Here is a 22,966-nt window from a genome sequence, read left to right on the forward strand (position 1 = left end):
TAGGCTCAGGACCCATAAACACGATCCGTTAAGGCGGATCTGATTCCACGATCTCCGAAGGGAGATCGCCATGAGCAACGCGCACTTCTGGCTGAGCGAGGCGCAGTTCGAGCGTCTCGCGCCGCTTCTGCCCACCGATACCCGGGGCAAGCCGAGGGTCGATGATCGCCGCGTGATCAGCGGCATCATTCACGTCCTGAAGTCGGGCTGCCGATGGAAGGATGCGCCCGAGGCCTACGGGCCGCATAAGACACTCTACAATCGCTTCGTCCGTTGGGCCGCGAAGGGCGTGTGGGTCGACGTCTTCCATGCCCTGGCCGCCGCTGGCGGCCCGCCTGCGGCGATCCTGATCGACTCTTCGGCGGTAAAGGCGCATCGCTGCGCGGCAGGAGGCAAAGGGGGGAGCGCGGGCAGGCAATCGGCCGTTCCCGCGGCGGGCGCACGACCAAGATCCACGCCCTGACCGACGGCTTCGGCAGACCGATCGCCTTCCACCTCACCGGCGGCCAGGCGGCGGACTGCCGTGCCGCCGAAGACCTTCTGCAGGAGATGCCGGACTGCCGTGTCGTCCATGCCGACAAGGCGTACGATACCGATGCCATTCGCCGCGAGATCGAGGCCCGTGGCGCCTTGCCGAACATCCCACCGAAATCCAACCGACGCTGGAAAAGCTGCTTCTCGCCGTACCTCTACCGCGACCGAAACGCCATCGAGCGCATGTTCGGTCGGCTCAAGGACTTCCGGCGCGTCGCAACCCGCTACGACCGCCTGGCGGCCAACTTCCTCGCCGCCGTCTGCCTCGCCGCGACCGTCAGTTACTGGATATGAGTCCCGAGCCTAGATCGAGGCGGATGGTCTCGCCGGCCGCCTCGACGAACATGCTGACCACAGTCTCCGAGCACGGTGGGGCATTGCAGACCGCGGTGATTCTCGCGTCGCGATAGATCTTCACCGCACCCTCGTTCTCCGATCCGGCCATCCCGTCACCTCCATTGGACACTTCAACCCGCGTGCTGATCCGGGCGGTGTGACCGGCGCGAACCCAAGCGCCTCCGCCGCCCTCTCAAATTCCGGCCTCAGCCTCGCCCAGAACGGCATCGGTAACGTGTCCGGGATCGTGATCGCCTCGACCGGCTGAGCCGCCGGCACGACGTCCCGCTTTGCCCCAACAGTAGAGGCAGAGCCTCTACTGGTTTGCACCTCGTTCCACCTTTTGGAATCGGCAAATGAAGGCTCGCCCCGCTTGAACCTTTTCGATATCGCGGCCATCGCGACACGGCCGAGACGGAGCACCGGCGCCTTTCCGCGCCCACCCTTCGCATGGCTCACCACCTCGATGAGACCGAACTTCACGAGCAGCCCGCGCGCCTTCGAGATGAATCTCACACTCATGCCACGCTTCGACGCGAGCCGCGCATTCGACGGATAGATCTCGCCCTGGTGACGCACGAACAAATTGATGAGATCCTCCCACACGCACTGGAGGTGCACCGTCCAGCTCTGCGTGTCGATGAGCTTCAGAAGCGCCGCCCGCACCTTCTTCGTGTGGAGCGCGGCCAGCGCTTTCTCTTCGGCGGTTCGAGGCCGCCGACGCGCAGAACCTTGCGATTTCTTCGCCGATCCTGTACGGGTTTCAGTAGCTACTGCCTTCCTATGACCCCTCGGTGCCGTTGCCTCGGCGCCGGGGGTTTTTCTTTGCCCTGTGTGCATCGCGTGACCTCTCTCTTGGGCGCCCGACCAACTACTGCCTGATCAGGCGCGAGGAGCGCGAAGCTATCAGCACATCATAATATGGGCAATAGCCCCATTTTTATGTTGCATGTTGGGCTAAAGCCCACTAACTTGGCCTCCACACCCCAAGGAGGCACCCCATGCGCATCTACTACTGCCTTCCCCTGACCGACTCCGACGGCGGGATTCTCGTCCACGACTTCGAGGTCGAGATCGAGGGCCGTCTGGTGGTCGATCCCAACGAGTGCGCGTTGCTGGTCGATCATGTCTGGAAGGAGCGCGACAAGCCTCGCGCCGGCGGCGGGTTCGATACGACGTTCGTGGACCTGATGGCGTCGAGGGACGCGACGTGGCGGACGATCGGTCTCCACATCGCGATCCGGGCCCGGCAGGATCCCGACCTCCTCGCCGAGGCGATGGCCGCCGAGGGCGTCGTCTACATCGGCAAGGGCGCGAATGACCCGGACGGGCGGTTCGTCGACCTCCAGGCGGAGGCGGCGTGATGGGTACGTATACCTCGGTCCATCGGATCAGGCTGGCCACCGCGCGTCACAAGACGAACGTCGTCGGTTCCTGGGTGACGCTGTCCTGCGATGATGGCGGCGAGGTCACCCTTCATTTCGATAGTCGGGCGGCCGCGGACGCAGTCGCGACGGCCATCACCAAAGCGATCACAGAACCCCTCGAAATCGACGAGCCGGACCAGATCCAGCCCGACGCCGACCGGAGGGCTGCATGATGATGTCCCCGACAGAATATGTGCTCGTCGCGTTCGACGAGATCTTCCCGGACAAATGGCTGGTCATGGCGCTGCTGACGCCGGATCCGGATGCCGCCGGCAGGATGACGGTCGCAGAGACCGAGAACACGTCGTGCCAGTACGTCATCCTGTCGAGCGAGGTGATCGCCCGCGGATCGCTCGAGGTCTGCCACGAGGCGCGGCGGATGCACCGGCAGGGCATGAGCGAGGTGCTGACGACCTTCCTCCTCGCCGATGCGGAGGCGTCTAAGGCGGCGGCCGCTCGTGCGAAGGCGCTCGACGCCGCCGCTCAGAAATCACGCGAGCAACGATCTATCCCGAACGTTTGGGACACCACGCGAAAGGTGTTTGACGACCGCGGCCACGCGAAACGCGCGTCGGATCGGTCAGGAACCGTCGCGGCGCTCGCGAGCGTCTCATTTCTCACGGTCTACGCCGGGCTCCTCGTCCTCAAATCGGCGGGGTGGTCATGAGCGCCGGCGGCGAAAAGTGGGGTCCGTGGATCGAATGGGAAGGCGGACGGCCAGCCTCTGAGTTGATCGGCGTCTACGTCCGCATCAGAGCCCAGAATGGGCAAATCGATGAAGGTATCATCAGCCGTGAGCCTGAGAGCTATGCCAGTGGGTGCTTTCGCGCACCACGGGGCGGTTCGATCCTAGAGAACGGCGTGCGGTGCTATTGCATCGATGCCTACCGCGTCCGCCAGCCGCGCGGAATGAAGGCCCTCCGCGAAATCCTCCAGACCGCCCCGAACGAGCGCGTGCGCGATCGCGAGGACGAACCCGCGTGAACCTCCCGACGCCCACGGCCTGATCACCAACACAACCACGCCGCCCGTGCGCGGCCCATCACAGCGCCGGCGATCGGTCGGCCGCACAGGAGAGCGATCATGAGCGATACGATGACCGCCGAGGTGAAGGACAGCATCTTCGACCTCGTGCAGACGGATCCGAACGCCGTCTTCACTGGCGATCTCGATGTCGATGACCTGCTGCGACGCGTCGAGAAAGAAGCGCTCGCCATTGGGACGGACGTCGGCACCGACAAGTCGCGCAAGGCCATCATCAGCATGGCGGCGCGTGTCACGAGGGTGAAAACCGCGATCGACGGCGCCGGCAAGGATCTCACCGAAGACCACCGGAAGGCGATCGATGCGGTGAACAAGGTCCGCAAGACGGTCCGCGACCGGTGCGACGAAATCAAGGTTCGCGTCCGCAAGCCGGTCGACCGGTGGGAAGAGCAGGAGAATGCTCGCATCGAATCCCACCGCGCGGTGATCGCCGAGCTGAACCAAGCGTCGCGAATCCCCCACGATGCCACCGCCGGCGACATCGCGGCGACGATCAAGCGGCTCGAGGTCGTCGATACCTCGCGCGCGTCCATGCAGGAATATGCCGAAGGCGCGACCGCGGCGAAGAACGATGCGCTCGACGTCCTTCGCGCCGCACACGAGCGCGCCGTGACCGCCGAGCAGGAACGCGCCGAGCTGGAGCGCCTTCGCAAGGAATCCGCAGAGCGCGAAGCACGTGAGGCGACGGAGCGCGCCGAGCGGGACCGGCAGGAGCGAGAAGCCGAGGCGGCCCGGCAGCGTGAAGCGGCGGAGGCCCAGCGGCGCGAAGAGAACGAGCGCATCGCGCGGGAGGCCGCTGAGCGCGCCGCAGCACAGGCGGAACAGCGCGCCCGTGAGGAGGCCGAAGCCACCGCCCGGAAGGCACGCGAGCAAGCCGAACAGCGTGAGCGCGAGCACCAGGCCGAGATCGCACGCCTGAAGCGCGAGGCCGAGGAGAAGGCCGCGGCGGAACAGCGAGCGAAGGAAGAGGCCACCGCCGAGGAGCGTCGCCGCGCGGCCGATCGCGCGCACCGCTCGAAGATCGTCGGAGAGGCGGCCAAGTCCCTCGCATCGGCCGCCGGCATCGACCCGGCCATCGCCACCGCCGCCGTTGAGGCGATCGCGAGCGGCGCTGTCACGCACCTGTCCCTTCAGTTCTGAGGAGCGAGAAGCGATGCAAAACTCGTTCGAGCGGATGCTTTCCGACATGGGGACGCCAACCCCGGACTCGTTTCGGCGCGCGATCATCGATGCCTGCGATACGGCCTATGTCGCTCGTGAGTGGCTGGAGGCGTATACCCCCGGCAAATGGACCGGTGCTGATGTAGTCGCGTTGGCGTCGCTGATCATGCAGCGAGAGCAGCACCGAACGGCCGAGGAAGACTTCTGATGTCCGCCCTCGCCTCCCCCATCCGCGCCATCCGCTGGAACGGCGGCACGATCCAAGAGCCGGGCCTCTACGAGGCGCTCCCGATCGAGGTCTATCACGGCGACCCAGATCTGTGCCCCGGCCCCTCAATCAGCTCGAGCGGCCTCCGCACCATCTGGAGCGACGGCCCGGCCGCCTTCTGGGTCCGATCCCCGCTCAATCCGAACAGGATCGAGGAAGAGGAGAAGGACCACCTCAACCTCGGGCAAGCCGCGCATCACCTGATTCTGTCCGAGGGCGGATTCCACGAGAAGTTCGCTGTCCGGCCGGAGCAGTGGAAGGATTGGCGCAAGTCCGAGGCGAAGGACTGGCGCGAGGACATGCGCCGCGCCGGCAAAGTGGTCCTGACGCCCGAAGATCTGGAGCAGATCAAGGGCATGGCCGGCGTTCTGTCGTGGCAAGATCCGGCGAACGCGAACACGGTTCCGGAGAGCGGCCTCGCCAACTCCACGCTCGTGCGTCAGGGGCTGCTTCACGGCCTCGTCGAGCACTCGCTTATCTGGCGCGACGCGGAGACGGGGATTTGGCTTCGTGCCCGGCCGGACGTTCTGTCGCTCGCCTCCCTTGGCCTCGTCGTTGACCTCAAGACGTGCAGCACCGGGCGACCGGAGAAGGCGATCTTCGACCACGCCTATTTCCAGCAGGGCGCACTGGTCGCCGAGGGGCTCAAGGCCGTGCTCGGGATCGAGATGACCTCATTCGTCCTCGTCTTCGCACAGACCTCAGCACCGTTCCGCGTCAGCGTCCACGAGCTCGATCCCTACGAGATGTCCGGCGGCGAGATGGTCGATCCGATCGCGATCGGCATGAGGCGCAACCGCGAGGCGTTGCGGATCTTCAAACGCTGCCTCGACACGCAATCCTGGCCAGCCGGCGACGGCGACAGCCACCCCGAACGCATGCCCGCCTGGTGCGCCAACCAGACGATGAGCGTCCCCGACATGATGGAGGAAGTAGCGTGAGCACCCAGGCGTTGGAGCGGATCGAGAATCGCATCGACCGCGAGGTGACGTCGTCGATGAAGGTGAGCACCGACGGCATCTCCTTCCGATCGGCTTCGGAGGTGATGGAGTTCGCGAAGATGATGTCGGTCTCGGCGTCCGCTGTGCCGAAGCATCTGCGCGGCGAGCCGGGCGCGTGCCTCGGCATCATCGACGATGCGATCCGGTTTCAGATGAGCCCCTATGCGCTCGCCCGGAAGAGCTACTTCGTCAACGATAACCTCGCCTACGAGGCGCAAGTGATCGCCGCGATAGTCCTGGCAAGGGCGCCGCTGAGCGAACGGCCGGACATCTCCTATTCGGGTGAAGGGACCAAGCGCCGCTGCAAGGTCGTCTACACGTTCCTCGATGGGGCTGTGCGCGAGTATCAATCTCCTGAGATCGGCTCGATCACGCCCAAGAACTCCCCGCTCTGGAAGAGCGATCCGGACCAGCAGCTCGCCTATTACTCGCTGCGCGCCGGGGCGCGCCGGCACTGCCCGGACGTCATTCTTGGCATCTATGACGCGGACGAAATGGCCGCCCTCAAGGCCCGCGACGTCACGCCCGCGCGCACGCCGCTATCGCAGCGCCTCGCCGCGCCGCGCGCCGAACGCGGCACCGGCTTCTCGCCCGAGTTCGTCTCGGCCGAGCTGAAGGAATCGATCGACGCCGACACCGGCGAGATCACCGACATCCCCGATCGCGACGGGGCACCCCAGCCCGCTAACTCCGGCGCCGTGGATGGCGAAGCGGACGGATACGGCGCGCCAACACAGGAGGCAGACCATGAGGCCGCCGGCGGGAAAGCCGCCGGGGACGCGAGCGCTGGAACAAAGGCGTCACCGCGTCCTGCCGAGGACCAGCACGAACAGAATGTATCGATTGGAAGGGAGGATGGTTCTTCCGCTGACGCGCCATCCTCCCAGTCCGACCTCATGAGCCCCGACGAGGTGCTCATGAGCTTCGAGGCCGAACTCGCCGAGGCGGAGTCCGTGGCGCGGGTCGAGGAGATCAGCGCGTCGTGGGCGGACGAGATCAACCGGACGCGGGTCGGTGGACGCGCGCGGGCCGTGAAGTCGGCGCGGGTCAGCGAGATCAAGCAGGGAGCGGAGTGATGACGAACGACGCAGAGATCGCCGCCCTGGTCCATGCGGAGAAGGTCGCCCGAGAGGCGTTGGAGAACGCCACGAAGGCCCGCAAGACGGCTGAGTGGCGGGAGCGCGATCAGCGTGTCGAGGCTCTGAAGCCGCTCGCTGAGCGCGCCCACAAGCTGCTCTGCCAGTGGAATCACACTGACGGGTGCTCCTGGGGATACGAAGAATCCGCGAAGGACCCCTGGTCGTGCGACGCCCACGCTCGGTGGCTCGAACGGTTCGATCGCCTGATCCAAGGCGGGCAGGCCTCTTATACCGCGCGAGCCGATGCTCCTGTCCCGGTCGAAGACATCACCGCGATCCTGGATCTCTTGGAGCAGCTCTCCCCATCTGAGCGTCGCGTCTTTTCGCTCCTGCGCGCGGGGCGGCTCAATGCGTAGCGGCGAGACGTATACCCCTGGACCATGGCACGTTTTCGGAAGCGACATTGTCGCCGCCGAGTCCGACCGTGATGGCGACGATGTTGTTGTCGCCGCTGTAGGTGTTTCGGGTGGCTTTCGAAGCGCGCCCCACTCCGTCGTCCGTGGGAAGAAGAGCGCGCAGGCTGACAATGCCCGCCTCATCGCCGCGGCGCCGGAGCTGCTGGAGGCGCTGGAGCTTCACCGCGAGTATGCGGCAATCCCGGCCGATCGAGGTGGAGCAAACGGGCGCAAAGGGAAGGCGTGGACCGCGTTCATCTCTGCCCGTGACGCCGCAATCGCGAAAGCACGCGGAGGCGCGGCATGACCTCCCGCACCCGCCAGCTTTCCTGGCTTTTCGCCATCACGTTCAGCGTCACCGTTTGGATAGCCGCCATATGGGCCGCGATCGTCGTGGGAGGGTGAGATGGGCGATGATCCGAAGTATCCGAGCCAGCTGGCCGAACGTTTTCAAATCCGCCTTCCAGACGGATTGCGCGACCGCATTCGAGACGCCGCTGAGCGAAATCACCGTTCAATGAACGCCGAAATCCTCTGCGTGCTCTTGGATGCCTACCCCGAGCCCGAGGAGGCGGCCGAAAGGCTCGTCATCGATGCCCTCGAAGAACTCGTCGAGCTCAAAGGCATGAAAGACGCCTTCGGCGGCGGCAAGGAATACGAGGACCGGAAGGCGACCGCGTGGGAGCGGGCTCGCGCTGCGCTCGCCCAGGCGCGGGAAGGTGCGCGATGAGCGTCCCCGCTCTGCAACGCACCGTGTCCGATCTGATCGACGAATACGACGCCAAGGTGGCATCGGTGCCTGCCGCGATCGAGCATTTCAAGGATGCCTATTCGGCGCTGGAAATGGCGGCAACCGTCCAAGGGAAGTTCGTCGCCCCGATCCTGCGGCATCAGCCGCACGTCCATGAATCCGACCTGAAGCGAAACCTCCTCAAGTCGGGTTGGAAGTCGATCTATGACCGATTGCAGATCGATCGGATCGCCAGCGCACAGGACCGGCGCCTCTTCGAGCGGACCATCGAGAACCCGCCGGAGCTGACGTTTGAGAACGCCAAGGCGACCTTCGGCGATTATTTGCAGCGGCCGCGCCATCACATTCTGCGCGGCCTCGCGGAGGTCTTCGCCGACCTTGACCCCGCCTATAAGTCGCACTCGCGTATCAAGATCGGTGTGAAGGGCCTACCGAAGCGCGTCATCCTGACCAGCTTCGGCGACTACTCCGGCACGTACGGCCGGGACAAGCTTCGCGACATCGTGAATGCGCTCGCTGCATATCGCGGTCAGCCGCTCATGGGGCACGAGGAATTTCAGGCGATCAGCGCCGCCCATCGGGCCGGCGAGGATGCCGTCCTCGATGGGCGGACGATCGCGCTGAACGATCGATACTCGAAAGGCGAATATCAAACGATCGACCGCGGCATCACGATCCGCAAGTTCCAGAACGGCAACGCTCACGTCTTCTTCGACCCGCCCACGCTGCTCGACATCAACCGGGCGCTCGCCGAATTTTACGGCGAGGTGCTGCCCGACGTCGAAGAGGAAACCGAACAGCCGCGGGCCGGTACGTCCGTCTCGAAGGATCTGCAATTCTACTGGTCGCCGCGTCCCGTCGTCGAAAAGGCCTTGGATCTTGCCGGCGTCTTCGACCTCCGCGAATGGCAATACAATCGCCCCCCGGCACTGTCAGTGCTCGAGCCGTCTTGCGGCGATGGCCGGATCATGGATGCGGTGCGGGAGCGCGGTCACCGTGTCTTCGGGATCGAATACCATGCCGGCCGCGCCGCAGAGGCCCGAGCCAAAGGACACGACGTCCTGACGGCGAATTTTCTCGAATGCCCCCCGCGACCCGAATACGACCGCGTCGTGATGAACCCGCCATTCTACGGCCGCCACTACGTCAAGCACGTTCGTCACGCGCTCGGCTTCCTGAAGGATGGCGGTAAGCTCGTCTCGGTGCTGCCGGCGACGGCCTGGTACGACCATCGCGAGTTCAGCGGCGAATGGCGCGACCTGCCCGTTGGCAGCTTCTCCGCGGCTGGGACGAATGTCCCCACCGGTCTCCTCTGCATCAGCGCCGACAAGATGGAGAGGCGGCCATGATGCTCGCCGTCTTCCTCGCCATGACCGGCCGCGTCGACCGCTCGGCCCACCTCGACGCCGCGCACCAACCCAAGCCGGTCGAGCTCTCCATGGCCTTCTACACGCCCGGCGTCGGCGTGATGACCGAGGGGATGTCGGCGCGATTCCCCATCCGCCCCAACGGCTGGTCGGTGCCGGCGCCCTACAGCCAGACCTGGCTCGAGAAATTCGGCTGGGACGATCCGTGTGACGAGGGGAAGACCCCCTTGCCCCTGCCGAAATATCCGCTTGCGGCGCTGCGCGGGATTCTCTCGGCCGCCAACACGGTGATCACCTTCGACGCGCCGGAGGTCGACTGGGGCCTTCGCACCTGGCGCGCGCAAATCACCCGGCGGCCCGACGCGGCGAGCGTTTTCCGCGAGCGAACCGTGATCATCGACACGGCGAAGGACGCCGCGACGGCCATGGGTCTCGACGATCGCCTCCCCTCATTTTCGGAGGCGACCGAGGAGCTGCTCGGCGAGGTGCGCACCGGTCTCGATGCGTTGCTCGCGCTCTTCAACCACCAAGGGATTCAGGCCGTTCGGAGGGCCGCATGACACCGCGCGCCAACCGAGACCGCGCCCGCCAGGCCGGAGCCCGCAACCGTCACCTCGCCGCCCTGCTCATCAGAGCACTGAAGGAATACGCCGAGGGCCGGCCGGCGAAGGAGATCCTCGATGATCTCGCGCGGGAGGCGCAGCGATGAGCCGCCGCGAATTCTCCAAGCCGGTCCGCCGCGAGATGCTCCAGCGCTCCGGCGGCAAATGCGAGGCGAAGGGCGAACTCTTCGGCCTCGCCGAGGGCGTCCGTTGCAATGCCGATCTCGCGTATGGCGTCCGGTTCGAGCACGTGCTGCCCGACTATATCGGCGGCGCGCCGACGCCGGAGAACGGCGCGGCAGTGTGCCCGAAATGCTGGCGGTGGAAGACCGACAACCACGACCGACCGATCGCCGACAAGACCAGGCGCGTCTCGGAAAAGCGCCAGGGGCTTCGTCAGAAACGATCGTCGTTTCCGACGGCGCGCACGGGCAGCTGGAAAGGGAAAATCGGAGGGGGAGTTGAACGGCGATGACAGACGCAGCGATCGAGCAGCCGGTCGTCTTCACCCTCCACGCCTACGAGCGCTTTTGCCAGCGCGGGTGGACGGCGAATTTCGCCACGGTGATGAACTACTGCCTCACGCCAGACCGGACGCGGTACATCCGCATGGGCGCATCGCGTGTGCCGTTGCCCGCCGAAGGGCTGGTGATGGTCGTCCAGGACCGCACCGTCGTCACCGTCCAGAAGACGGAAAAGCTCACCGAGCGACTCCGACGGATGCAGCGCGGCCCAAAGCGAGGGAAGAAGCCTCGCCGACGCAGGCGGGAGAAACTCTGGCGGGAAAGGTGGGAAGGACGGGGGATGCAGCTTTGAGGGCTCGCGGAATTGGCATCGCGATGGCCGTCCTGGCGGCCGCGTCGCCGGCATCCGCCGGAGCCATCCGGCCCCCGCCAACCAAGCCCGTCCTCGTGAAGCTCGCACGTGTCATCGACGGCGACACCATCGTCGTCCGCCTCGCCGACGGCCGCGCCGAGCGTGTGAGGATTGCGGGGATCGACACGGCCGAGCTGAGCGCCCGGTGCCGGGAGGAGGAGCGCCTCGCCCTCACCGCGCGCACGGCCCTCGCCGCGGCGCTCGCGTCGAGTCCGGGGACGATCCGCCTCGTGGAGCACGGGCGCGATCGCTACGACCGGCTGATCGCCGATGTGCTGGTGGACGGGGAGGATGTCGGCCGTGCGCTGGTGGCACTCGGGATCGCACGAGAATGGACCGGGCGGCGGGAGCCGTGGTGCTGATGCCGTTCCCGAGCCGCCCCGAAATCGCCCATTGGCTGCACGTCGCGACGCGCTTCTCGCCCCTCGACCGCGCCTTTTGGGTCGGCCTCCTGCACGATTCGGTCGAGGACGGTTACCTGCCAGCGGGCGTCGCCAGGTGGTGGCCGGCCTTGGACGCCATCACGCGCCGGCCGGGCGAGCCATATCGCGACGGCTACCTGCCTCGTCTCGCGCTGAACACCACCGCGCGGCGAGTGAAGATCGAAGACATCCGGCACAACCTCATGCGCAACGGTGGGCCGCCGGGAGATCTAAAGCGCCGGTATCTGGATGCGCTCGAGATGCTCGAATGGGAGGGATGGCGCTGATGGCCGACATCACGCGCAATCCGGACACGCGAAGCGCGATGATCCGAAGGGTGACGCTCTACCAATGGGCGGACGGCCGATGGAGCGCTTGCGGCCCGGGAGGATGGTCCTCGGGCGGAACGTCGTTCGAAACAGCAAACGAAGCGCTCGCCGATGCGCTTGGGACGGAAGCGTTGGGAGGTGGGAATGGCCGAGATTGAAGCGATGATCGTGGCACCGGATGACCCAAGTCACTGGCGAATCCTGAGCCCGAAGCAGACGGCCGAGAAGATCGGTGTTTCGTCAACGACGCTGGAACGGATCGTGGCGGATCGGGACACGCAATTTCCCTCCGCCGTCAGGATCACCGAGCGCCGGATCGGCTATCTCGAGCACGAGGTGGCCGCCTGGATCCAACACCGCATCGCGACGCGCCGTGTGCGGGCGGCCTAGGTCGAACACACGAACGCCGCCCAATCCTCCATGAGAAGCCGGCGCTTCGCCAAAGCGTCGGCTCTCCTATAGGCCCGCTCCGACGCATCCCCGACAACATGCGCTAGCGCGGCTTCAGCGACCTCCCTCGGGTGGTCCGTCTCGTCGCCTGCCCAATCCCGAAATGACGATCGAAAGCCATGGACGGTGAACCGCTCGCCCTGCGGCTGCCGGCGCCGAACCAATTGGGTCAAAGCCATGTCACTGAGTGGCCCGAGGCGCGCGCCGGGAAATGGGATCGGGAGCTTCTTCTGACCTTCGAGAATGGCGATCGCTGGATCGGTCAAAGGGACTCGGTGGGGCCGGCTGGCTTTCATACGTTCCGGCGGGACCGTCCAGATAGCCGCATCGAAATCCACCTCGGCCCACGACATTTTCCTCACCTCGCCGGACCGGGCCGCGGTCAAGATCAGGAACGAAAGCGCGCGGGCCGCGCTGCCCGGAATCGTGTCGAGGTGCGCGAAGAAGCCGGGAACCTGACGCCACGCCATCGCAGCGTGATGGCCGCGCGTGAGCTTTGCCGGCTGGGGGAGAACCATGGAAAGGCGACCGCGCCACACTGCGGGATTGTCGCCGGACCGCCACCCTCTAACTGTGGCGTAATCGAGCACGCGCTCGATGCGGCCGCGTAGGCGGCTGGCCGTTTCGGGTTTACTCGTCCAGATGGGAGAGAGGCAGCCGAGCACGGCATCGCTGTCGACTTGATCGACAGGTGTGGCGGCGATTTTTGCGGCGTACTTTTCGAGGGTCATTGACCACTGCGCGCGGTGCTTCGCGTTGCGCCAGGACGACTCCATCGCCTCGATATAGGTTTCGGCCGCTTTGCCGAATGTGGGGCAGCTCAGGTTTACTTGTGGGGCTGTTCCGCGCTCATCGATGGGGTCGACGCCTTCGCGGACCTTAGAGCGCGCGGCCTCGACGGCGCGTCGCGCCTCGGCGAGTGACATGGCGGGGAACGCCCCCAGAACCATCTCACGGCGGCGCTTGGCCAAGCTGAAGAGGAAGATCCACTGCTTGGCGCCATTCGTCCGGACTCTGAGGTAGAGGCCGGCTCCGTCACTATATCGGCCCGGGGTTCGAGCAGCTCTGACCTCGGCGACCGTCAGCTTGGCCACGACGCTTGCCCCACAGATCGCATTTCTTGCCCCACAGTTTGCCCCACAGGAGAGGTGGGGCTATGCGGCACGCTATGGGGTCATATGGGCTCGGGCAATAGCAAACATCCGCGGAAATGCTGGCCTAAGGTGGCTTATGGATAGGTCTGGAAAGGCAGGTGGCGGAGAGAGAGGGATTCGAACCCTCGGAACGCTTGCGCGCTCAACGGTTTTCGAGACCGCCCCGTTCGACCACTCCGGCATCTCTCCCGCGGCCGGGAACCTAGTCATCTGTGCCCGCCGGGGCAAGCCCGTTTCGGCGCCCTCGTTGAAGAAGATCACAGCTCTCGCGCAAACGCATGGCCGGACGGTGCGGAAATGACCGCAACGCGCCCATTTCGGGGCGCCGGCCCGTCTCGGATCGCAGAGACGCCGTGCCGTCCCGTCGCGGAGAACGTGTCGGCGCCGGTCCGCCCTCTCGCCGTCCATCCGATGGACATCGGGAAGGCGCTCGTTATGGTGAGCGCAAAAATCGGAGGGAATGGCCGTGGAAAGACTTGGATTCGTCGGTGTCGGGTTCATGGGCGAAGGGATGGCGGCGAACGCGCTGAAGGCGGGCCATCCGGTCACCGTCGTCGCCCACAAGAAGCGCGATGCGGTGGAGCGGCTCGTCGCCGCAGGGGCGAACGAGGTCGACGATCTCGAAACGCTCGCCCGCAATGTGGACGTCATCGGCATCTGCGTCAGCGACGCGCCGGCGGTCGAGAATGTCATCGACCGGCTGGAGCCCGGCTTGCGGCCCGGCCAACTCGTGATCGACACGAGCACCTCCGATCCCAACACCACGCGCCGCCTTTATGACAGGCTCGCCCAAAAGGGCGTCCATCTCGTCGACGCTCCGATCACCGGAAGCCCGGCGAACGCGGCGGCGGGCGAGTTGAGCACGCTTCTCGGCGCGGCGGACGAGGACGTCGATCGGGCGAGCGCGATCGTTGGCACCTGGTCGCAGAAGGTGCGCCGGTTCGGCGGTGTCGGGGCGGGCCACACGGCAAAGCTCATGAACAATTTCGTGACGCAGGGCACCACCGCCCTCCTCGCCGAGGCCTACACGCGCGCCCGCGCGGCCGGCGTCGACTGGAACGCCCTTCATGACGTGATGTCGACCGGGGCCGGCCGCTCCGGTACGTTCGACAAGATGGTCACCCCCGCGATGGGCGGCGACTATGACGGCGCGAAATTCTCGCTGCGCAACGCCGCCAAGGACGTGCGCTATTATCGGGCGCTCACCGAGGAGATGGACGGCGAGCCGAGCCCCCTCGCCTCCGTCGTCCTCGCGATCTTCACGCAGCATGTCGAAGACGGCCACGGCGACCTCAATATCTCCCGCCTTCTCGACCCGGCGCTCGCCCCCAAGGGCTGACCAACGTCCGATCCGGCCGGTCCGTCCCCATCAAACAGGCCGGCCGGAGGCGGTGGCCGGTTTTCTCGACCGGCAAAGGTGGTCTAGAGTTGCGGCCACGACCGGATGAACGGACAGGTCGTCGACATGGAGCGTCGCGGAAACCTCGCGCGGCGCATGCTGCGCCGTGCGTCTGATCGTTTCAGGCCATCGCGACGTTTTCGGCATTCCCCAAGGTCGTCCCCCCGTTCCTCCGGCGAACGAGACAGACCCGCCCTCAAGGCGCGGGCACACGATTGATGGAGGAACGCCATGAACGCTCTGAAATACGCCCTCGCGGGCGCGATGATGCTCGCTGTCAGCGCACCGGCCGCGGCGCAGGAGGAAATCCTTTTCGGCATTTCGGCGGCGACGGGATCGCTGCAACAGCGCACCGCCGCCGAATTCGCCAAGCGCGCCAACGAGAAGCTCGGCGACAAAGCGGTCGTCAAAGTCTTCGACTCCTCGCAGATCGGCAAGGACAAGGAGCTTTTGCAGAAGCTGAAGCTCGGCTCGGTCCACCTGTCGCTGCCGACCTCGATCATGTCCTCGGTGTCGGACGAGTTCGCGCTGTTCGACATGCCCTTCCTGGTCGCCGACCGCGATCATATGGGCCGCATCGAAGAGGCGATCTTCTGGGACAAGATCGCCCCCAGCGTCGAAGATGACGGGTACAAGGTGATTGCCGTCTGGGAAAACGGCGTGCGCCACATCACCAACAACGAGCGGCCGATCAACGTGCCCGCCGACCTCGAAGGGGTGAAGATCCGCACGCCGCGCTCCACCTGGCGCGTGAAAATGTTCGAGGAATACGGCGCGAACCCGACGCCGATGGCGTTCTCCGAGGTCTTCACCGCGCTGCAGACCGGCGTGATCGACGGGCAGGAGAACCCCTATACCAACATCGACGCGGCCAAGCTCAACGAGGTGCAGACTTACCTATCGAAGACCGGCCACGTCTACACGCCCGCCTACCCCACCATGGGCAAGCGCGTTTACGACAATATGGACCCGGAAATCCGCGACATCCTCGTCGAGACGGCGCTCGAGCTCGAAAGCTGGGCGCGCGAAGAGGGCGCGGCGGACGATGCCAAGCTCGAGGAGAAGCTGACCGCCGGCGGCATGGAGTTCAACGTCGCCGATCGTGACGCCTTCGTCGAAGCGTCCAAGCCGATTTACGAGGCGTTCGCGGCCGAGGTCGAAGGCGGCCAGGAGATGATCGACACGGCGATCTCGCTCGGCACCGCCGACTGAGACGGCTCGGCCGGCCCGCCTCGCGGCGAGCCGGCCCCCTCCGAGACCTTCATGGCCGGACGACGCGCGTCGCCCGCCTCAGCCGATCATGCCTGCGGGCCGCGTTGCCGGTCCCAATCCCAGAGACCGCGATGACCGCCCTTGCAACGGTACTGAGGTACCTCCTCGAGGCCATCACGATCGCCATTCTGATTGCACTCGCCGTCGTGGTGGTCGCAGCCGTGGTGGCGCGTTACGGCTTCAACTCCTCGTTCATCTGGTACGATGAAGTCGCCTCCGTGATGCTCGCCTGGCTCACCTTCTATGGCGCGGCCCTCGCCGCCCTTCGTCGGCGCCATCTCGGCTTTCCGGGCCTCGTGGTGGCGATGCCCGAACGCTGGCGCCTCGCGACCTTCCTCGCCGGCGACCTCATCGTCATCGTCGTCTTCGGGGCGATCGGTTATGGCGGGTGGTACATCCTCGATGTGATGGGAAGCGACACGCTGATCTCGCTCGACGTGCCGCTGTCGGTCACGCAATCGGTGGTGCCGATCGGCGCCGCCCTCTTCATCATCGCAACGCTCCTGTCCGCGCCGGCCGCATGGCGCTCGCTCGCCGCCGGGATCAGCTCCGAAGACGAGGAGATCGCCGAGGAAATCGCCCGCGCCGGTGGTCACGAGGCGGACGGTCACGAGCCGGTCGGCGCCGGCGGCACGGCCGTCACCGAGGCGCCGCGCGAGACGGGAGCCGGTCGATGATCACGCTCTCCGTCCTCGTCCTCCTCGTTATCCTCATCGCGATCAACGTGCCGATCGCGGTCGCGATTCTGGCGGTCGCGCTCTTCGGCGTCGTCATCAACAAGGGGATGTTCGGCCTTTATGACGCCGCCCTCACGGTCTTCGACGGGGCGACCTCGTTCCCGCTGATCGCGATCCCGCTCTTCATTCTCGCCGGCGCGCTGATGAACACCGGCGGCATCTCCCGCCGCCTCATCGACTTCACCTCGGCGCTGATCGGCTTCGTGCGCGGCGGTCTCGCGATGGTCAATGTCGGCGTCTCGCTGTTCTTCGCCGAGATCTCGGGGTCCGCCGTCGCCGACGTCGCCGCGATCGGCTCGGTGTTGATCCCCTCGATGAAACGCAAGGGTTATCGCCCGCGCTTCGCCGCCGCGGTGACGTCCTCCTCCGCCTCGCTGGCGATCATCATCCCGCCGTCGATCCCGATGATCCTCTATGGCGCGATCGCCGACACCTCGATCACACAGCTCTTCATTGCCGGCATCGTGCCCGGTCTTCTCGGCGGCTTCTCGATGCTGGTGCTGTGTTACTGGTTCGCGGTGCGCTACGACCTGCCGCGCGAGGAGGCCTTCTCGCTGCGCCGTCTCGGCAAGGCATTCGTGGCGGCCGGGCCGGCGCTCCTCCTGCCGCTCATCATTCTGGGCGGCATCTTCGGCGGCATCGTCACGGCGACCGAAGGGGCTGGCCTTGCCGTCGTCGCCGCCCTCGTCATCGGGACGCTCGTCTATCGCGAGGTGCGGATCGTCGCGCTCTATCACGCCCTCATCGAGGGGGTGACGCAGACCGCGATCGTGATGCTCCTCGTCGCGACATCGGCCGTGCTCGGCCTCTACCTCACCGAATCGGAGGCCCCGCAGCGCTTCGCCCAGGCGATCATCGGACTGACGGACAACAAGATCTTCGTCCTGATGCTCCTCAACGTGCTTCTCCTGTTCCTCGGGATGATCCTGCACGGAGCGGCGGCGATCATTCTCGTCACCCCCATCGTGCTGCCGCTGATCCACCAGATGGGCATCGACACGGTGCAGTTCGGCGTGATGCTGACGCTCAACATCGCGATCGGTCAGCAGACACCGCCGGTCGCGAGCGTGCTCGTCACCGCCTGTTCGATCGCGCGGACCGACATCTGGGGCACGACGCGCACCAACGTGCCGTTCATCATTCTGCTGCTCGGCCTTCTCATCCTGGTGACGTATGTGCCATTCGTCTCGTTAGGGCTTGTCGATTGGCTCTATCGATAAGACGGTGGCACACCTTTGCCACGGCAAGGTCCGGTCGGGCATCCGCGCCCGACCCGGCGGTACACGGAGAATCCTGAAATGGACATGACTGGCGCCCTGCCCACGCAAGGCGATCCCCTCCTCCTCGGCCGCGTCTGGCGCCCCGGTGTCGGGCCGGCGGTCGTGACGGTGCGAGACGGCGATGTCGTCGACATCACGAACCGCGAGTTCCCGACCGTGCGTGACGTGACCGAGGCGGCGCATCCCGGCGTCGTCGTGGCCGGCGCGCAGGGCGAAGCGTTCATCGACATCGACGACCTTCTCGCCAATGCCGACGAGGCGAAGCGCGATCAGGATGCCCCCTATCCGATCTCTCCGATCGATCTTCAGGCGGTGAAGGCGTCGGGCGTCACCTTCGTCACCAGCCTTCTCGAGCGCGTCATCGAGGAACAGGCGCGCGGCGAGCCCGCCCGCGCCGCAGCCCTGCGCACCGAGATCAACGACGTGATCGGCACCGACCTGTCGAAGCTCGAGCCGGGCTCGGACGAGGCGATGGAGCTGAAACGCGTCCTGCAGGAACGCGGCGTCTGGTCGCAATATCTCGAGGTCGGCATCGGTCCGGACGCGGAGATCTTCTCGAAAGCCCAGCCGATGAGCACCGTCGGTCAAGGCGCGTTCGTCGGGATCCACCCGATCTCGAAGTGGAACAACCCGGAGCCCGAGGTCGTCCTCGTGGTCCGCTCCGACGGCACCATCGTCGGCGCGACGCTCGGCAACGACGTCAACCTGCGCGATGTCGAGGGCCGCTCCGCCCTACTCCTCGGCAAAGCCAAGGACAACAACGCCTCCGCCTCGCTCGGCCCCTTCATCCGCCTCTATGATGACGGTTTCGGCGCCGCCGATGTCGCCTCGGCCGAGGTGTCGCTGACGGTCGAGGGGACTGACGGCTTCCGTCTCGACGGAGCGTCCTCGATGTCGGAAATCAGCCGCAGCCCGGAAAAGCTCGTCGCGGCGACGGTCGGCAAGCATCACCAATATCCCGACGGTCTCGTCCTTTATTGCGGCACGATGTTCGCGCCGATCAAGGACCGGGACGGGCCGGGCGAAGGCTTCACCCACCACGAAGGCGACATCGTCTCCATCGGAACGCCGACGCTCGGGACGCTGGTCAACCGGGTCGTCCATTCGACGAAGGCCCCGCCCTGGACCTTCGGCGCGCGCGCGTTGATGAACAATCTCGCGAGCCGCGGCCTCCTCTAGCAGGCGGCGAAGGCCACCCGATCCGGCGACAGAAAGGGCGTCCCGATCCCCTCGGGACGCCCTTTTTGCGTGCCGCGCCTCCCGCCCGGCACGATCAGCGCGGCCTTGCCAAGAAGCCGGCGGCGAGGCAGCGGAACGCCTCCACCGCCTTGGCGAGCACCGCTTCGGGCGCCTCGCTCGCCGCGATCCACAGCGCCGCGTTGAGGGCCGCTCCGTTGAGAAGCCGTGCCGCCGCCTCCGCGTCGACCGGCTTCATCACCCCGTCGGCGATCAACCCCTCGACCGCCTCGATGGTGAACGCGAGGCAAGCATTCTGGCTCGGCCATTGAGACGGGTCTCCGAGAACCGCCGGCCCGTCGAGAAGAACGATCCGCTGCACCTCCGGATCGAGCGCCATCTCGATATAAGCGACGCCTTCGGCGAGAAGCCCCTCCCAAGGATCGGCCGCCTTCAATGCCGCGCGGCGGGCGCATTCGGCCATCTCCCCGTCGATCGTGTTGACGACGGCGGCGAGAAGGCCGCGCTTGTCGCCGAAATTGTGATAGAGCGCGCCGCGCGTCAGCCCGACCGCCGCCGTGAGGTCATCCATGGACGCGCCGGCATATCCCTTCTCGGCGAACGCCTTGCGCGCCGCGCCGATCAATTTTTCCCGCGTTTCCTGCATCATCTCGGCGCGCCGTTTCCCGGCCATCCCGTCCTCCTTTTACATACGTAGCGTATGCATATTGACATACGCTACGTATGCGACCACTTCACATACACGGCGTATATAAACTTCATGCGCCGAAACATGAAGCCGAGGCCGCGGGACACGAAAGCCCGATGCCGCACATGAGTGGATCGCAAGATGACACAGCGCCAAGCCATCGTCCGCGCCGGACGGAACGCCCTTTACGAAAAGTACGGCTACTCCCCCGCCATCCTGTCGGGCGATCTCCTGTTCGTCTCCGGTCAGGTCGGAAGCCATCCCGACGGCAGCCCCGAGCCCGATTTCGAGCAGCAGGTGACGCTGGCGTTCGACAATCTCGTCGCCGTGCTCGAAGCCGGCGGCGCGACGCTCGACGATATCGTCGACGTGACGACCTTCCACACCGATCCCGAAACCCAGTTCGATGCGGTGATGCGGGTCAAGTCGCGCTATTTTTCCGAAAAGCCTTATCCCAATTGGACCGCCATTGGCGTCAACTGGCTCGCCGGCTTCGACTTCGAGATCAAGGTCGTCGCCCGCGTTCCCGCGAAGGCGTAAGCGGAACGCCTATTCCGCCGCCGACGAAAGGCCCGACCAACCCTGATAGGTCGCGGCCCGCGGCGGGCTTGCGGGGCGCAGATCCCGGCTCGTCAACGCGTGGTTCGGGCTGAAATAGGGATCGGCGAGGAGCGCGTCGCCCCAGCGGGCCGCCATCAACGCCTTCTCGGCGTCGAGACGGGCGCGCTTTTCCGGGCTCTTGTCGAGCCCGCGCGATTGGGACTCGAGGTGATAGGCGGCGGCATAGGGGGTGTAGATCACCCGGTAGCCGGCCGCCGTCACCTTCAGGCAGAGATCGATATCGTTGTAGGCGACGGCGAGATCCTCGTCGAAACCGCCGACGGCATCGAACACCCCGCGCCGCATCGCCATCAAGGCGGCGGTCACCGCCGACATCGTTTGCACATGGCGAAAGCGGCCATGGTCGGCACGAGCAAGATCCGGATGCCCCTTGAGAAGGTGCGAGCCGACCCCGCCGATCCCGAGCGCCACCCCGCAATGCTGGTTGGTTCCGTCGCCATAAGCGAGCCGGGCGCCGACGATCCCGACATCCGGCCGCGTCGCCTGCCGGACGAGCTCCTCGAGGAGGCCCGGTCGCGGCTCGGCGATATCGTTGTTGACGAAGACGAGAATGTCGCCCTTCGCCTGTGCCACGGCGAGATTGTTGAGGCGGGAGAAATTGAACGGGTCCGGCACGCTCAGCACCGAAACGCGCGGATCGGCGGTCAACCGCGCGAAGGCGTCGAAGGTCTCGTGCTCGGTGCTCTGATTGTCGACGACGATCACCTCGAGCCGCTCGGCCCCGTCCTGGGCGAGGAGCTGGCGGACGAGCGGCTCGAAGAGCGCGGCCCCGTCACGGGTCGGAATGATCGCGCTGATCGCCGTCTCCGACGCGGGAAGCGGCCACAGGACGCGCCGATCCTCCCCTTCGACGACGAGGGGAGACGCACCGCCCGACCGCTCGGCCTCCGCCCGCAACAGCGCCGCGATGAAAGCGGTCCGCCCCTTTTGCGGCGCCGGTGGATCCATCGAGCGGTGCGCGAGGATGCGCGGGACGTGGCGGATCCCGGCGACGCCGACGGTGCGGGCGATCTTGAGGCACACCATCTCGCCGTCGATCGGGTTCGGAGCGCTCGCGAGAGCGGCCTCGACCGCCCCGCCCCGCGCCATGGCGAGGCCGGAAAAGACGGCGTCGGTCAAGGCGCGATCGGGGCAGTAAGCGGTCTTGAAACGCGGCCTGCGGCGGAGGCCGAGCCCGTCGAGCATGTCGTCGTCGCCGAAAAAGAGCGCGGCGGTCGGCGCCTCACTCGCCACCGACGCGAGGAGAGCCAACGCCCCGTCGGCGACCCGATCCCCCGCCCGCACGAACGCGACGAGATCGGTGGACGCGGTGGCCAGCGCCTCGCGAAGCGTCCGCCCCGCGCCCGGCCCATAGGGTAGGCTCCGCACCTCGACCGACTGGCCGGACAGCGAGGCCTCGGTCTCCCGCAGCGCCTCCGCCTCCGCCCGGCCGCCACCGGTGCGCTCGATGAGAACGGAGACCGGCCCACATGCGCCGTGCGGCGCGGGGCGCCATTCGTTCTCTCCGATCCAGCGGTCATATTCGCCTTGGTGCGGCCCGTCGAACGGAGCCGGATCGGCGTCGGCGGCGATCGGCGCGAGCGGCGGCATCGCGAATGCGGCGTAGGCGCCGGCCGTGCTCGGAGCCAGATGCACGTTCGCCGCCTTGTCGATCACCATGCCGTCGCGGCCCTTGACGATGACGGCGACCCGGTGGCTGCGCCCGTCGCGCAACCGGGCCGGCGTTCTGAAGCGGAAGCGCATTCGCGACGGCAGGATCGGCGCGCCGTTCAACCGCTCGCTTACCCGCTCGGCCCAACCCGGCGTCACGGCGACGGCGGTGTCGGCCCACACCTCGTCGACGATCAGATCGAGGATCAGCGGCCCGTGCGCATGAAGCGCGCGGCTTGCATAAAACCAGCCCGCGATCGTGGTCTCGTCAAGCCGGTCGAGCGCACCGAAAGCGCTCGCCGTCTCGGCCGGCGCGGCCTCTTCCCGCGCGAGATCGGGCCGAATCTCACCCCACGGCCGCGCCTCCCAGGCGATCGGCGGGCCGAGCCGCCCTCCCTCGAGCCGCGTCACGGCGAGTTCGAGACGCGCATCGCCCCGCTCGGCGGCTTTTTGCGCGGCGATAAAGAGCGCATCCGCATCGATCGGCAACACGAAGCCGCACGCGCCGCCACGTTTGCCATGGAGCGCGAGATCGGGACGAACGAGATCGGCCCGCGCCGCGCCGAGCAGCGTCCCCGCGACCCGCGCGGTGACGATCAACGGGCGATCGGGGTCGTCGGGCACCCACGCCCATCCCCGTATCTCGCCGGCGCCGATCGCCTCGATATGCCCCTCGAACGCGAACACGCGTATCCACACCTCACCGGATCGCCAAGCTTAGCCAGGCGTTATTTCAAAGCGATCTTAATGCCTGGGTTCGGGCTGCGGAAGCGCTGTCGCGAGGCGAACACACATGGCCCGATCGTATGGACCGCGACCGCGCCATGACAGAGGTCATGGCCAACCGGTTCTGCATGGGTTAACTG

The 22,966-nt window shown here is 66.3% G+C and carries 29 protein-coding genes, 1 tRNA gene and 1 pseudogene; 26 read left to right on the plus strand and 5 right to left on the minus strand.

All coding sequences use genetic code 11. The features are described 5' to 3' along the window. The first annotated feature begins 70 nt into the window (after window positions 1–70). A pseudogene (locus L1787_RS05535) lies at window positions 71–828 on the plus strand (IS5 family transposase). Between the two features lie 120 nt (window positions 829–948). On the opposite strand, the gene L1787_RS05540 reads toward L1787_RS05535, so the two are convergent. Further along, complete coding sequence (locus L1787_RS05540) at window positions 949–1,710, minus strand: helix-turn-helix domain-containing protein (RefSeq protein ID WP_235707580.1); 762 nt, start codon at window positions 1,708–1,710, stop codon at window positions 949–951. 161 nt (window positions 1,711–1,871) lie between these two features. Here L1787_RS05540 and L1787_RS05545 point away from each other — a divergent pair, with 161 nt between their 5' ends. The 19 genes from L1787_RS05545 (at window position 1,872) to L1787_RS05630 (ending at window position 12,042) form a co-directional block, all read left to right on the plus strand. Further along, window positions 1,872–2,234, plus strand: a complete 363-nt coding sequence (locus L1787_RS05545) for a hypothetical protein (RefSeq protein WP_235707582.1) — start codon at window positions 1,872–1,874, stop codon at window positions 2,232–2,234. Beyond that, entirely contained in the window at window positions 2,234–2,470 is a 237-nt protein-coding gene (locus L1787_RS05550) for a hypothetical protein (protein WP_235707584.1), read from the plus strand. The genes L1787_RS05545 and L1787_RS05550 overlap by 1 nt, the downstream gene beginning before the upstream one ends. Further along, window positions 2,470–2,964, plus strand: coding sequence for a hypothetical protein (locus tag L1787_RS05555; RefSeq protein WP_235707586.1), 495 nt, complete (start codon window positions 2,470–2,472; stop codon window positions 2,962–2,964). The genes L1787_RS05550 and L1787_RS05555 overlap by 1 nt, the downstream gene beginning before the upstream one ends. Further along, window positions 2,961–3,281 (plus strand): hypothetical protein, encoded by a 321-nt coding sequence (locus L1787_RS05560; protein ID WP_235707592.1) that lies wholly within the window; start codon window positions 2,961–2,963, stop codon window positions 3,279–3,281. The genes L1787_RS05555 and L1787_RS05560 overlap by 4 nt, the downstream gene beginning before the upstream one ends. A 111-nt stretch (window positions 3,282–3,392) precedes the next feature. Further along, window positions 3,393–4,481, plus strand: coding sequence for a coiled-coil domain-containing protein (locus tag L1787_RS05565; RefSeq protein ID WP_235707598.1), 1,089 nt, complete (start codon window positions 3,393–3,395; stop codon window positions 4,479–4,481). 13 nt (window positions 4,482–4,494) lie between these two features. Then, window positions 4,495–4,710 carry a hypothetical protein gene (locus tag L1787_RS05570; protein WP_235707600.1) on the plus strand — a complete coding sequence of 72 codons (216 nt, stop codon included), beginning with the start codon at window positions 4,495–4,497 and terminating at the stop codon, window positions 4,708–4,710. Continuing rightward, the gene (locus L1787_RS05575) at window positions 4,710–5,711 is read left to right on the plus strand and encodes a PD-(D/E)XK nuclease-like domain-containing protein (RefSeq protein WP_235707607.1); all 1,002 of its coding nucleotides are present in this window, start codon (window positions 4,710–4,712) and stop codon (window positions 5,709–5,711) included. The genes L1787_RS05570 and L1787_RS05575 overlap by 1 nt, the downstream gene beginning before the upstream one ends. Then, entirely contained in the window at window positions 5,708–6,847 is a 1,140-nt protein-coding gene (locus L1787_RS05580) for a recombinase RecT (RefSeq protein ID WP_235707608.1), read from the plus strand. The genes L1787_RS05575 and L1787_RS05580 overlap by 4 nt, the downstream gene beginning before the upstream one ends. Then, entirely contained in the window at window positions 6,847–7,266 is a 420-nt protein-coding gene (locus L1787_RS05585) for a hypothetical protein (RefSeq protein WP_235707610.1), read from the plus strand. Before L1787_RS05580 ends, L1787_RS05585 begins: the two co-directional genes overlap by 1 nt. Continuing rightward, window positions 7,259–7,612 (plus strand): XkdD/Y8K6 family phage-associated protein, encoded by a 354-nt coding sequence (locus L1787_RS26250; RefSeq protein ID WP_500793354.1) that lies wholly within the window; start codon window positions 7,259–7,261, stop codon window positions 7,610–7,612. The genes L1787_RS05585 and L1787_RS26250 overlap by 8 nt, the downstream gene beginning before the upstream one ends. Window positions 7,613–7,711: 99 nt before the next feature. Further along, window positions 7,712–8,035, plus strand: coding sequence for an Arc family DNA-binding protein (locus tag L1787_RS05590; RefSeq protein ID WP_235707611.1), 324 nt, complete (start codon window positions 7,712–7,714; stop codon window positions 8,033–8,035). After that, entirely contained in the window at window positions 8,032–9,405 is a 1,374-nt protein-coding gene (locus tag L1787_RS05595) for a DUF4942 domain-containing protein (protein WP_235707617.1), read from the plus strand. The genes L1787_RS05590 and L1787_RS05595 overlap by 4 nt, the downstream gene beginning before the upstream one ends. After that, entirely contained in the window at window positions 9,402–9,983 is a 582-nt protein-coding gene (locus L1787_RS05600) for a hypothetical protein (RefSeq protein WP_235707619.1), read from the plus strand. Before L1787_RS05595 ends, L1787_RS05600 begins: the two co-directional genes overlap by 4 nt. Beyond that, the gene (locus L1787_RS05605) at window positions 9,980–10,132 is read left to right on the plus strand and encodes a hypothetical protein (protein ID WP_235707626.1); all 153 of its coding nucleotides are present in this window, start codon (window positions 9,980–9,982) and stop codon (window positions 10,130–10,132) included. Before L1787_RS05600 ends, L1787_RS05605 begins: the two co-directional genes overlap by 4 nt. After that, on the plus strand, window positions 10,129–10,500 hold the full coding sequence (locus L1787_RS05610; RefSeq protein WP_235707628.1) for an HNH endonuclease: 372 nt from the start codon (window positions 10,129–10,131) through the stop codon (window positions 10,498–10,500). Before L1787_RS05605 ends, L1787_RS05610 begins: the two co-directional genes overlap by 4 nt. Beyond that, window positions 10,497–10,841, plus strand: a complete 345-nt coding sequence (locus L1787_RS05615; RefSeq protein ID WP_235707634.1) for a hypothetical protein — start codon at window positions 10,497–10,499, stop codon at window positions 10,839–10,841. Before L1787_RS05610 ends, L1787_RS05615 begins: the two co-directional genes overlap by 4 nt. A gap of 95 nt (window positions 10,842–10,936) precedes the next feature. Next, the gene (locus L1787_RS05620; protein WP_235707635.1) at window positions 10,937–11,263 is read left to right on the plus strand and encodes a thermonuclease family protein; all 327 of its coding nucleotides are present in this window, start codon (window positions 10,937–10,939) and stop codon (window positions 11,261–11,263) included. Next, on the plus strand, window positions 11,233–11,610 hold the full coding sequence (locus L1787_RS05625; protein WP_235707637.1) for a hypothetical protein: 378 nt from the start codon (window positions 11,233–11,235) through the stop codon (window positions 11,608–11,610). Before L1787_RS05620 ends, L1787_RS05625 begins: the two co-directional genes overlap by 31 nt. Before the next feature lie 186 nt (window positions 11,611–11,796). Continuing rightward, the gene (locus tag L1787_RS05630; RefSeq protein ID WP_235707639.1) at window positions 11,797–12,042 is read left to right on the plus strand and encodes a helix-turn-helix transcriptional regulator; all 246 of its coding nucleotides are present in this window, start codon (window positions 11,797–11,799) and stop codon (window positions 12,040–12,042) included. Here L1787_RS05630 and L1787_RS05635 read toward each other — a convergent pair. Both L1787_RS05635 and L1787_RS05640 read right to left on the minus strand, forming a co-directional pair. Next, a complete protein-coding gene (locus L1787_RS05635) occupies window positions 12,039–13,196 on the minus strand; it encodes a tyrosine-type recombinase/integrase (RefSeq protein WP_235707646.1) in 1,158 nt (385 codons plus the stop codon). The genes L1787_RS05630 and L1787_RS05635 overlap by 4 nt on opposite strands. A gap of 159 nt (window positions 13,197–13,355) precedes the next feature. Next, window positions 13,356–13,445, minus strand: a tRNA-Ser gene (locus tag L1787_RS05640). 277 nt (window positions 13,446–13,722) lie between these two features. On the opposite strand from L1787_RS05640, the gene L1787_RS05645 reads away from it, so the two are divergent. The 5 genes from L1787_RS05645 to L1787_RS05665 all read left to right on the plus strand — a co-directional run bounded on the left by L1787_RS05645 (window position 13,723) and on the right by L1787_RS05665 (window position 19,123). Beyond that, entirely contained in the window at window positions 13,723–14,595 is an 873-nt protein-coding gene (locus tag L1787_RS05645; protein ID WP_235707647.1) for an NAD(P)-dependent oxidoreductase, read from the plus strand. A 291-nt stretch (window positions 14,596–14,886) separates the two neighbouring features. Beyond that, window positions 14,887–15,867: a TRAP transporter substrate-binding protein gene (locus tag L1787_RS05650; RefSeq protein ID WP_235707649.1), complete on the plus strand. Its 981-nt coding sequence runs from the start codon at window positions 14,887–14,889 to the stop codon at window positions 15,865–15,867. A gap of 131 nt (window positions 15,868–15,998) precedes the next feature. Further along, window positions 15,999–16,604, plus strand: a complete 606-nt coding sequence (locus L1787_RS05655) for a TRAP transporter small permease (RefSeq protein ID WP_235707654.1) — start codon at window positions 15,999–16,001, stop codon at window positions 16,602–16,604. Next, on the plus strand, window positions 16,601–17,884 hold the full coding sequence (locus L1787_RS05660) for a TRAP transporter large permease (RefSeq protein ID WP_235707656.1): 1,284 nt from the start codon (window positions 16,601–16,603) through the stop codon (window positions 17,882–17,884). The genes L1787_RS05655 and L1787_RS05660 overlap by 4 nt, the downstream gene beginning before the upstream one ends. 84 nt (window positions 17,885–17,968) lie before the next feature. Next, complete coding sequence (locus L1787_RS05665) at window positions 17,969–19,123, plus strand: fumarylacetoacetate hydrolase family protein (RefSeq protein WP_439648263.1); 1,155 nt, start codon at window positions 17,969–17,971, stop codon at window positions 19,121–19,123. Window positions 19,124–19,217: 94 nt separating this feature from the next. On the opposite strand, the gene L1787_RS05670 is transcribed toward L1787_RS05665, so the two are convergent. Further along, a complete protein-coding gene (locus L1787_RS05670; RefSeq protein WP_235707660.1) occupies window positions 19,218–19,814 on the minus strand; it encodes a TetR/AcrR family transcriptional regulator in 597 nt (198 codons plus the stop codon). A gap of 156 nt (window positions 19,815–19,970) precedes the next feature. Here L1787_RS05670 and L1787_RS05675 point away from each other — a divergent pair, with 156 nt between their 5' ends. Then, window positions 19,971–20,369: a RidA family protein gene (locus tag L1787_RS05675; RefSeq protein WP_235707662.1), complete on the plus strand. Its 399-nt coding sequence runs from the start codon at window positions 19,971–19,973 to the stop codon at window positions 20,367–20,369. A gap of 9 nt (window positions 20,370–20,378) precedes the next feature. Here L1787_RS05675 and L1787_RS25960 read toward each other — a convergent pair whose 3' ends face one another. Continuing rightward, window positions 20,379–22,787, minus strand: coding sequence for a glycosyltransferase family 2 protein (locus L1787_RS25960; protein ID WP_235707667.1), 2,409 nt, complete (start codon window positions 22,785–22,787; stop codon window positions 20,379–20,381). Window positions 22,788–22,966 lie beyond the last annotated feature (179 nt).

This window comes from Acuticoccus kalidii (assembly GCF_021556395.1).
GTDB lineage: Bacteria > Pseudomonadota > Alphaproteobacteria > Rhizobiales > Amorphaceae > Acuticoccus > Acuticoccus kalidii.

Excerpts from the sequence above, each read along its gene's own strand:
- L1787_RS05615 (WP_235707634.1), top strand. The coding sequence starts at position 10,497 with ATGACAGACGCAGCGATCGAGCAGCCGGTCGTCTTCACCCTCCACGCC.
- L1787_RS05600 (WP_235707619.1), top strand. The coding sequence starts at position 9,402 with ATGATGCTCGCCGTCTTCCTCGCCATGACCGGCCGCGTCGACCGCTCG.
- L1787_RS26250 (WP_500793354.1), top strand. The coding sequence starts at position 7,259 with ATGCGTAGCGGCGAGACGTATACCCCTGGACCATGGCACGTTTTCGGA.
- L1787_RS05575 (WP_235707607.1), top strand. The coding sequence starts at position 4,710 with ATGTCCGCCCTCGCCTCCCCCATCCGCGCCATCCGCTGGAACGGCGGC.
- L1787_RS05540 (WP_235707580.1), bottom strand. The coding sequence starts at position 1,710 with ATGCACACAGGGCAAAGAAAAACCCCCGGCGCCGAGGCAACGGCACCG.
- L1787_RS05605 (WP_235707626.1), top strand. The coding sequence starts at position 9,980 with ATGACACCGCGCGCCAACCGAGACCGCGCCCGCCAGGCCGGAGCCCGC.
- L1787_RS05670 (WP_235707660.1), bottom strand. The coding sequence starts at position 19,814 with ATGGCCGGGAAACGGCGCGCCGAGATGATGCAGGAAACGCGGGAAAAA.
- L1787_RS05595 (WP_235707617.1), top strand. The coding sequence starts at position 8,032 with ATGAGCGTCCCCGCTCTGCAACGCACCGTGTCCGATCTGATCGACGAA.
- L1787_RS05625 (WP_235707637.1), top strand. The coding sequence starts at position 11,233 with ATGGACCGGGCGGCGGGAGCCGTGGTGCTGATGCCGTTCCCGAGCCGC.
- L1787_RS05630 (WP_235707639.1), top strand. The coding sequence starts at position 11,797 with ATGGCCGAGATTGAAGCGATGATCGTGGCACCGGATGACCCAAGTCAC.
- L1787_RS05570 (WP_235707600.1), top strand. The coding sequence starts at position 4,495 with ATGCAAAACTCGTTCGAGCGGATGCTTTCCGACATGGGGACGCCAACC.
- L1787_RS05655 (WP_235707654.1), top strand. The coding sequence starts at position 15,999 with ATGACCGCCCTTGCAACGGTACTGAGGTACCTCCTCGAGGCCATCACG.
- L1787_RS05665 (WP_439648263.1), top strand. The coding sequence starts at position 17,969 with ATGACTGGCGCCCTGCCCACGCAAGGCGATCCCCTCCTCCTCGGCCGC.
- L1787_RS05585 (WP_235707610.1), top strand. The coding sequence starts at position 6,847 with ATGACGAACGACGCAGAGATCGCCGCCCTGGTCCATGCGGAGAAGGTC.
- L1787_RS05545 (WP_235707582.1), top strand. The coding sequence starts at position 1,872 with ATGCGCATCTACTACTGCCTTCCCCTGACCGACTCCGACGGCGGGATT.
- L1787_RS05565 (WP_235707598.1), top strand. The coding sequence starts at position 3,393 with ATGACCGCCGAGGTGAAGGACAGCATCTTCGACCTCGTGCAGACGGAT.
- L1787_RS05560 (WP_235707592.1), top strand. The coding sequence starts at position 2,961 with ATGAGCGCCGGCGGCGAAAAGTGGGGTCCGTGGATCGAATGGGAAGGC.
- L1787_RS05550 (WP_235707584.1), top strand. The coding sequence starts at position 2,234 with ATGGGTACGTATACCTCGGTCCATCGGATCAGGCTGGCCACCGCGCGT.
- L1787_RS05660 (WP_235707656.1), top strand. The coding sequence starts at position 16,601 with ATGATCACGCTCTCCGTCCTCGTCCTCCTCGTTATCCTCATCGCGATC.
- L1787_RS05650 (WP_235707649.1), top strand. The coding sequence starts at position 14,887 with ATGAACGCTCTGAAATACGCCCTCGCGGGCGCGATGATGCTCGCTGTC.
- L1787_RS05610 (WP_235707628.1), top strand. The coding sequence starts at position 10,129 with ATGAGCCGCCGCGAATTCTCCAAGCCGGTCCGCCGCGAGATGCTCCAG.
- L1787_RS05555 (WP_235707586.1), top strand. The coding sequence starts at position 2,470 with ATGATGTCCCCGACAGAATATGTGCTCGTCGCGTTCGACGAGATCTTC.
- L1787_RS05590 (WP_235707611.1), top strand. The coding sequence starts at position 7,712 with ATGGGCGATGATCCGAAGTATCCGAGCCAGCTGGCCGAACGTTTTCAA.
- L1787_RS05675 (WP_235707662.1), top strand. The coding sequence starts at position 19,971 with ATGACACAGCGCCAAGCCATCGTCCGCGCCGGACGGAACGCCCTTTAC.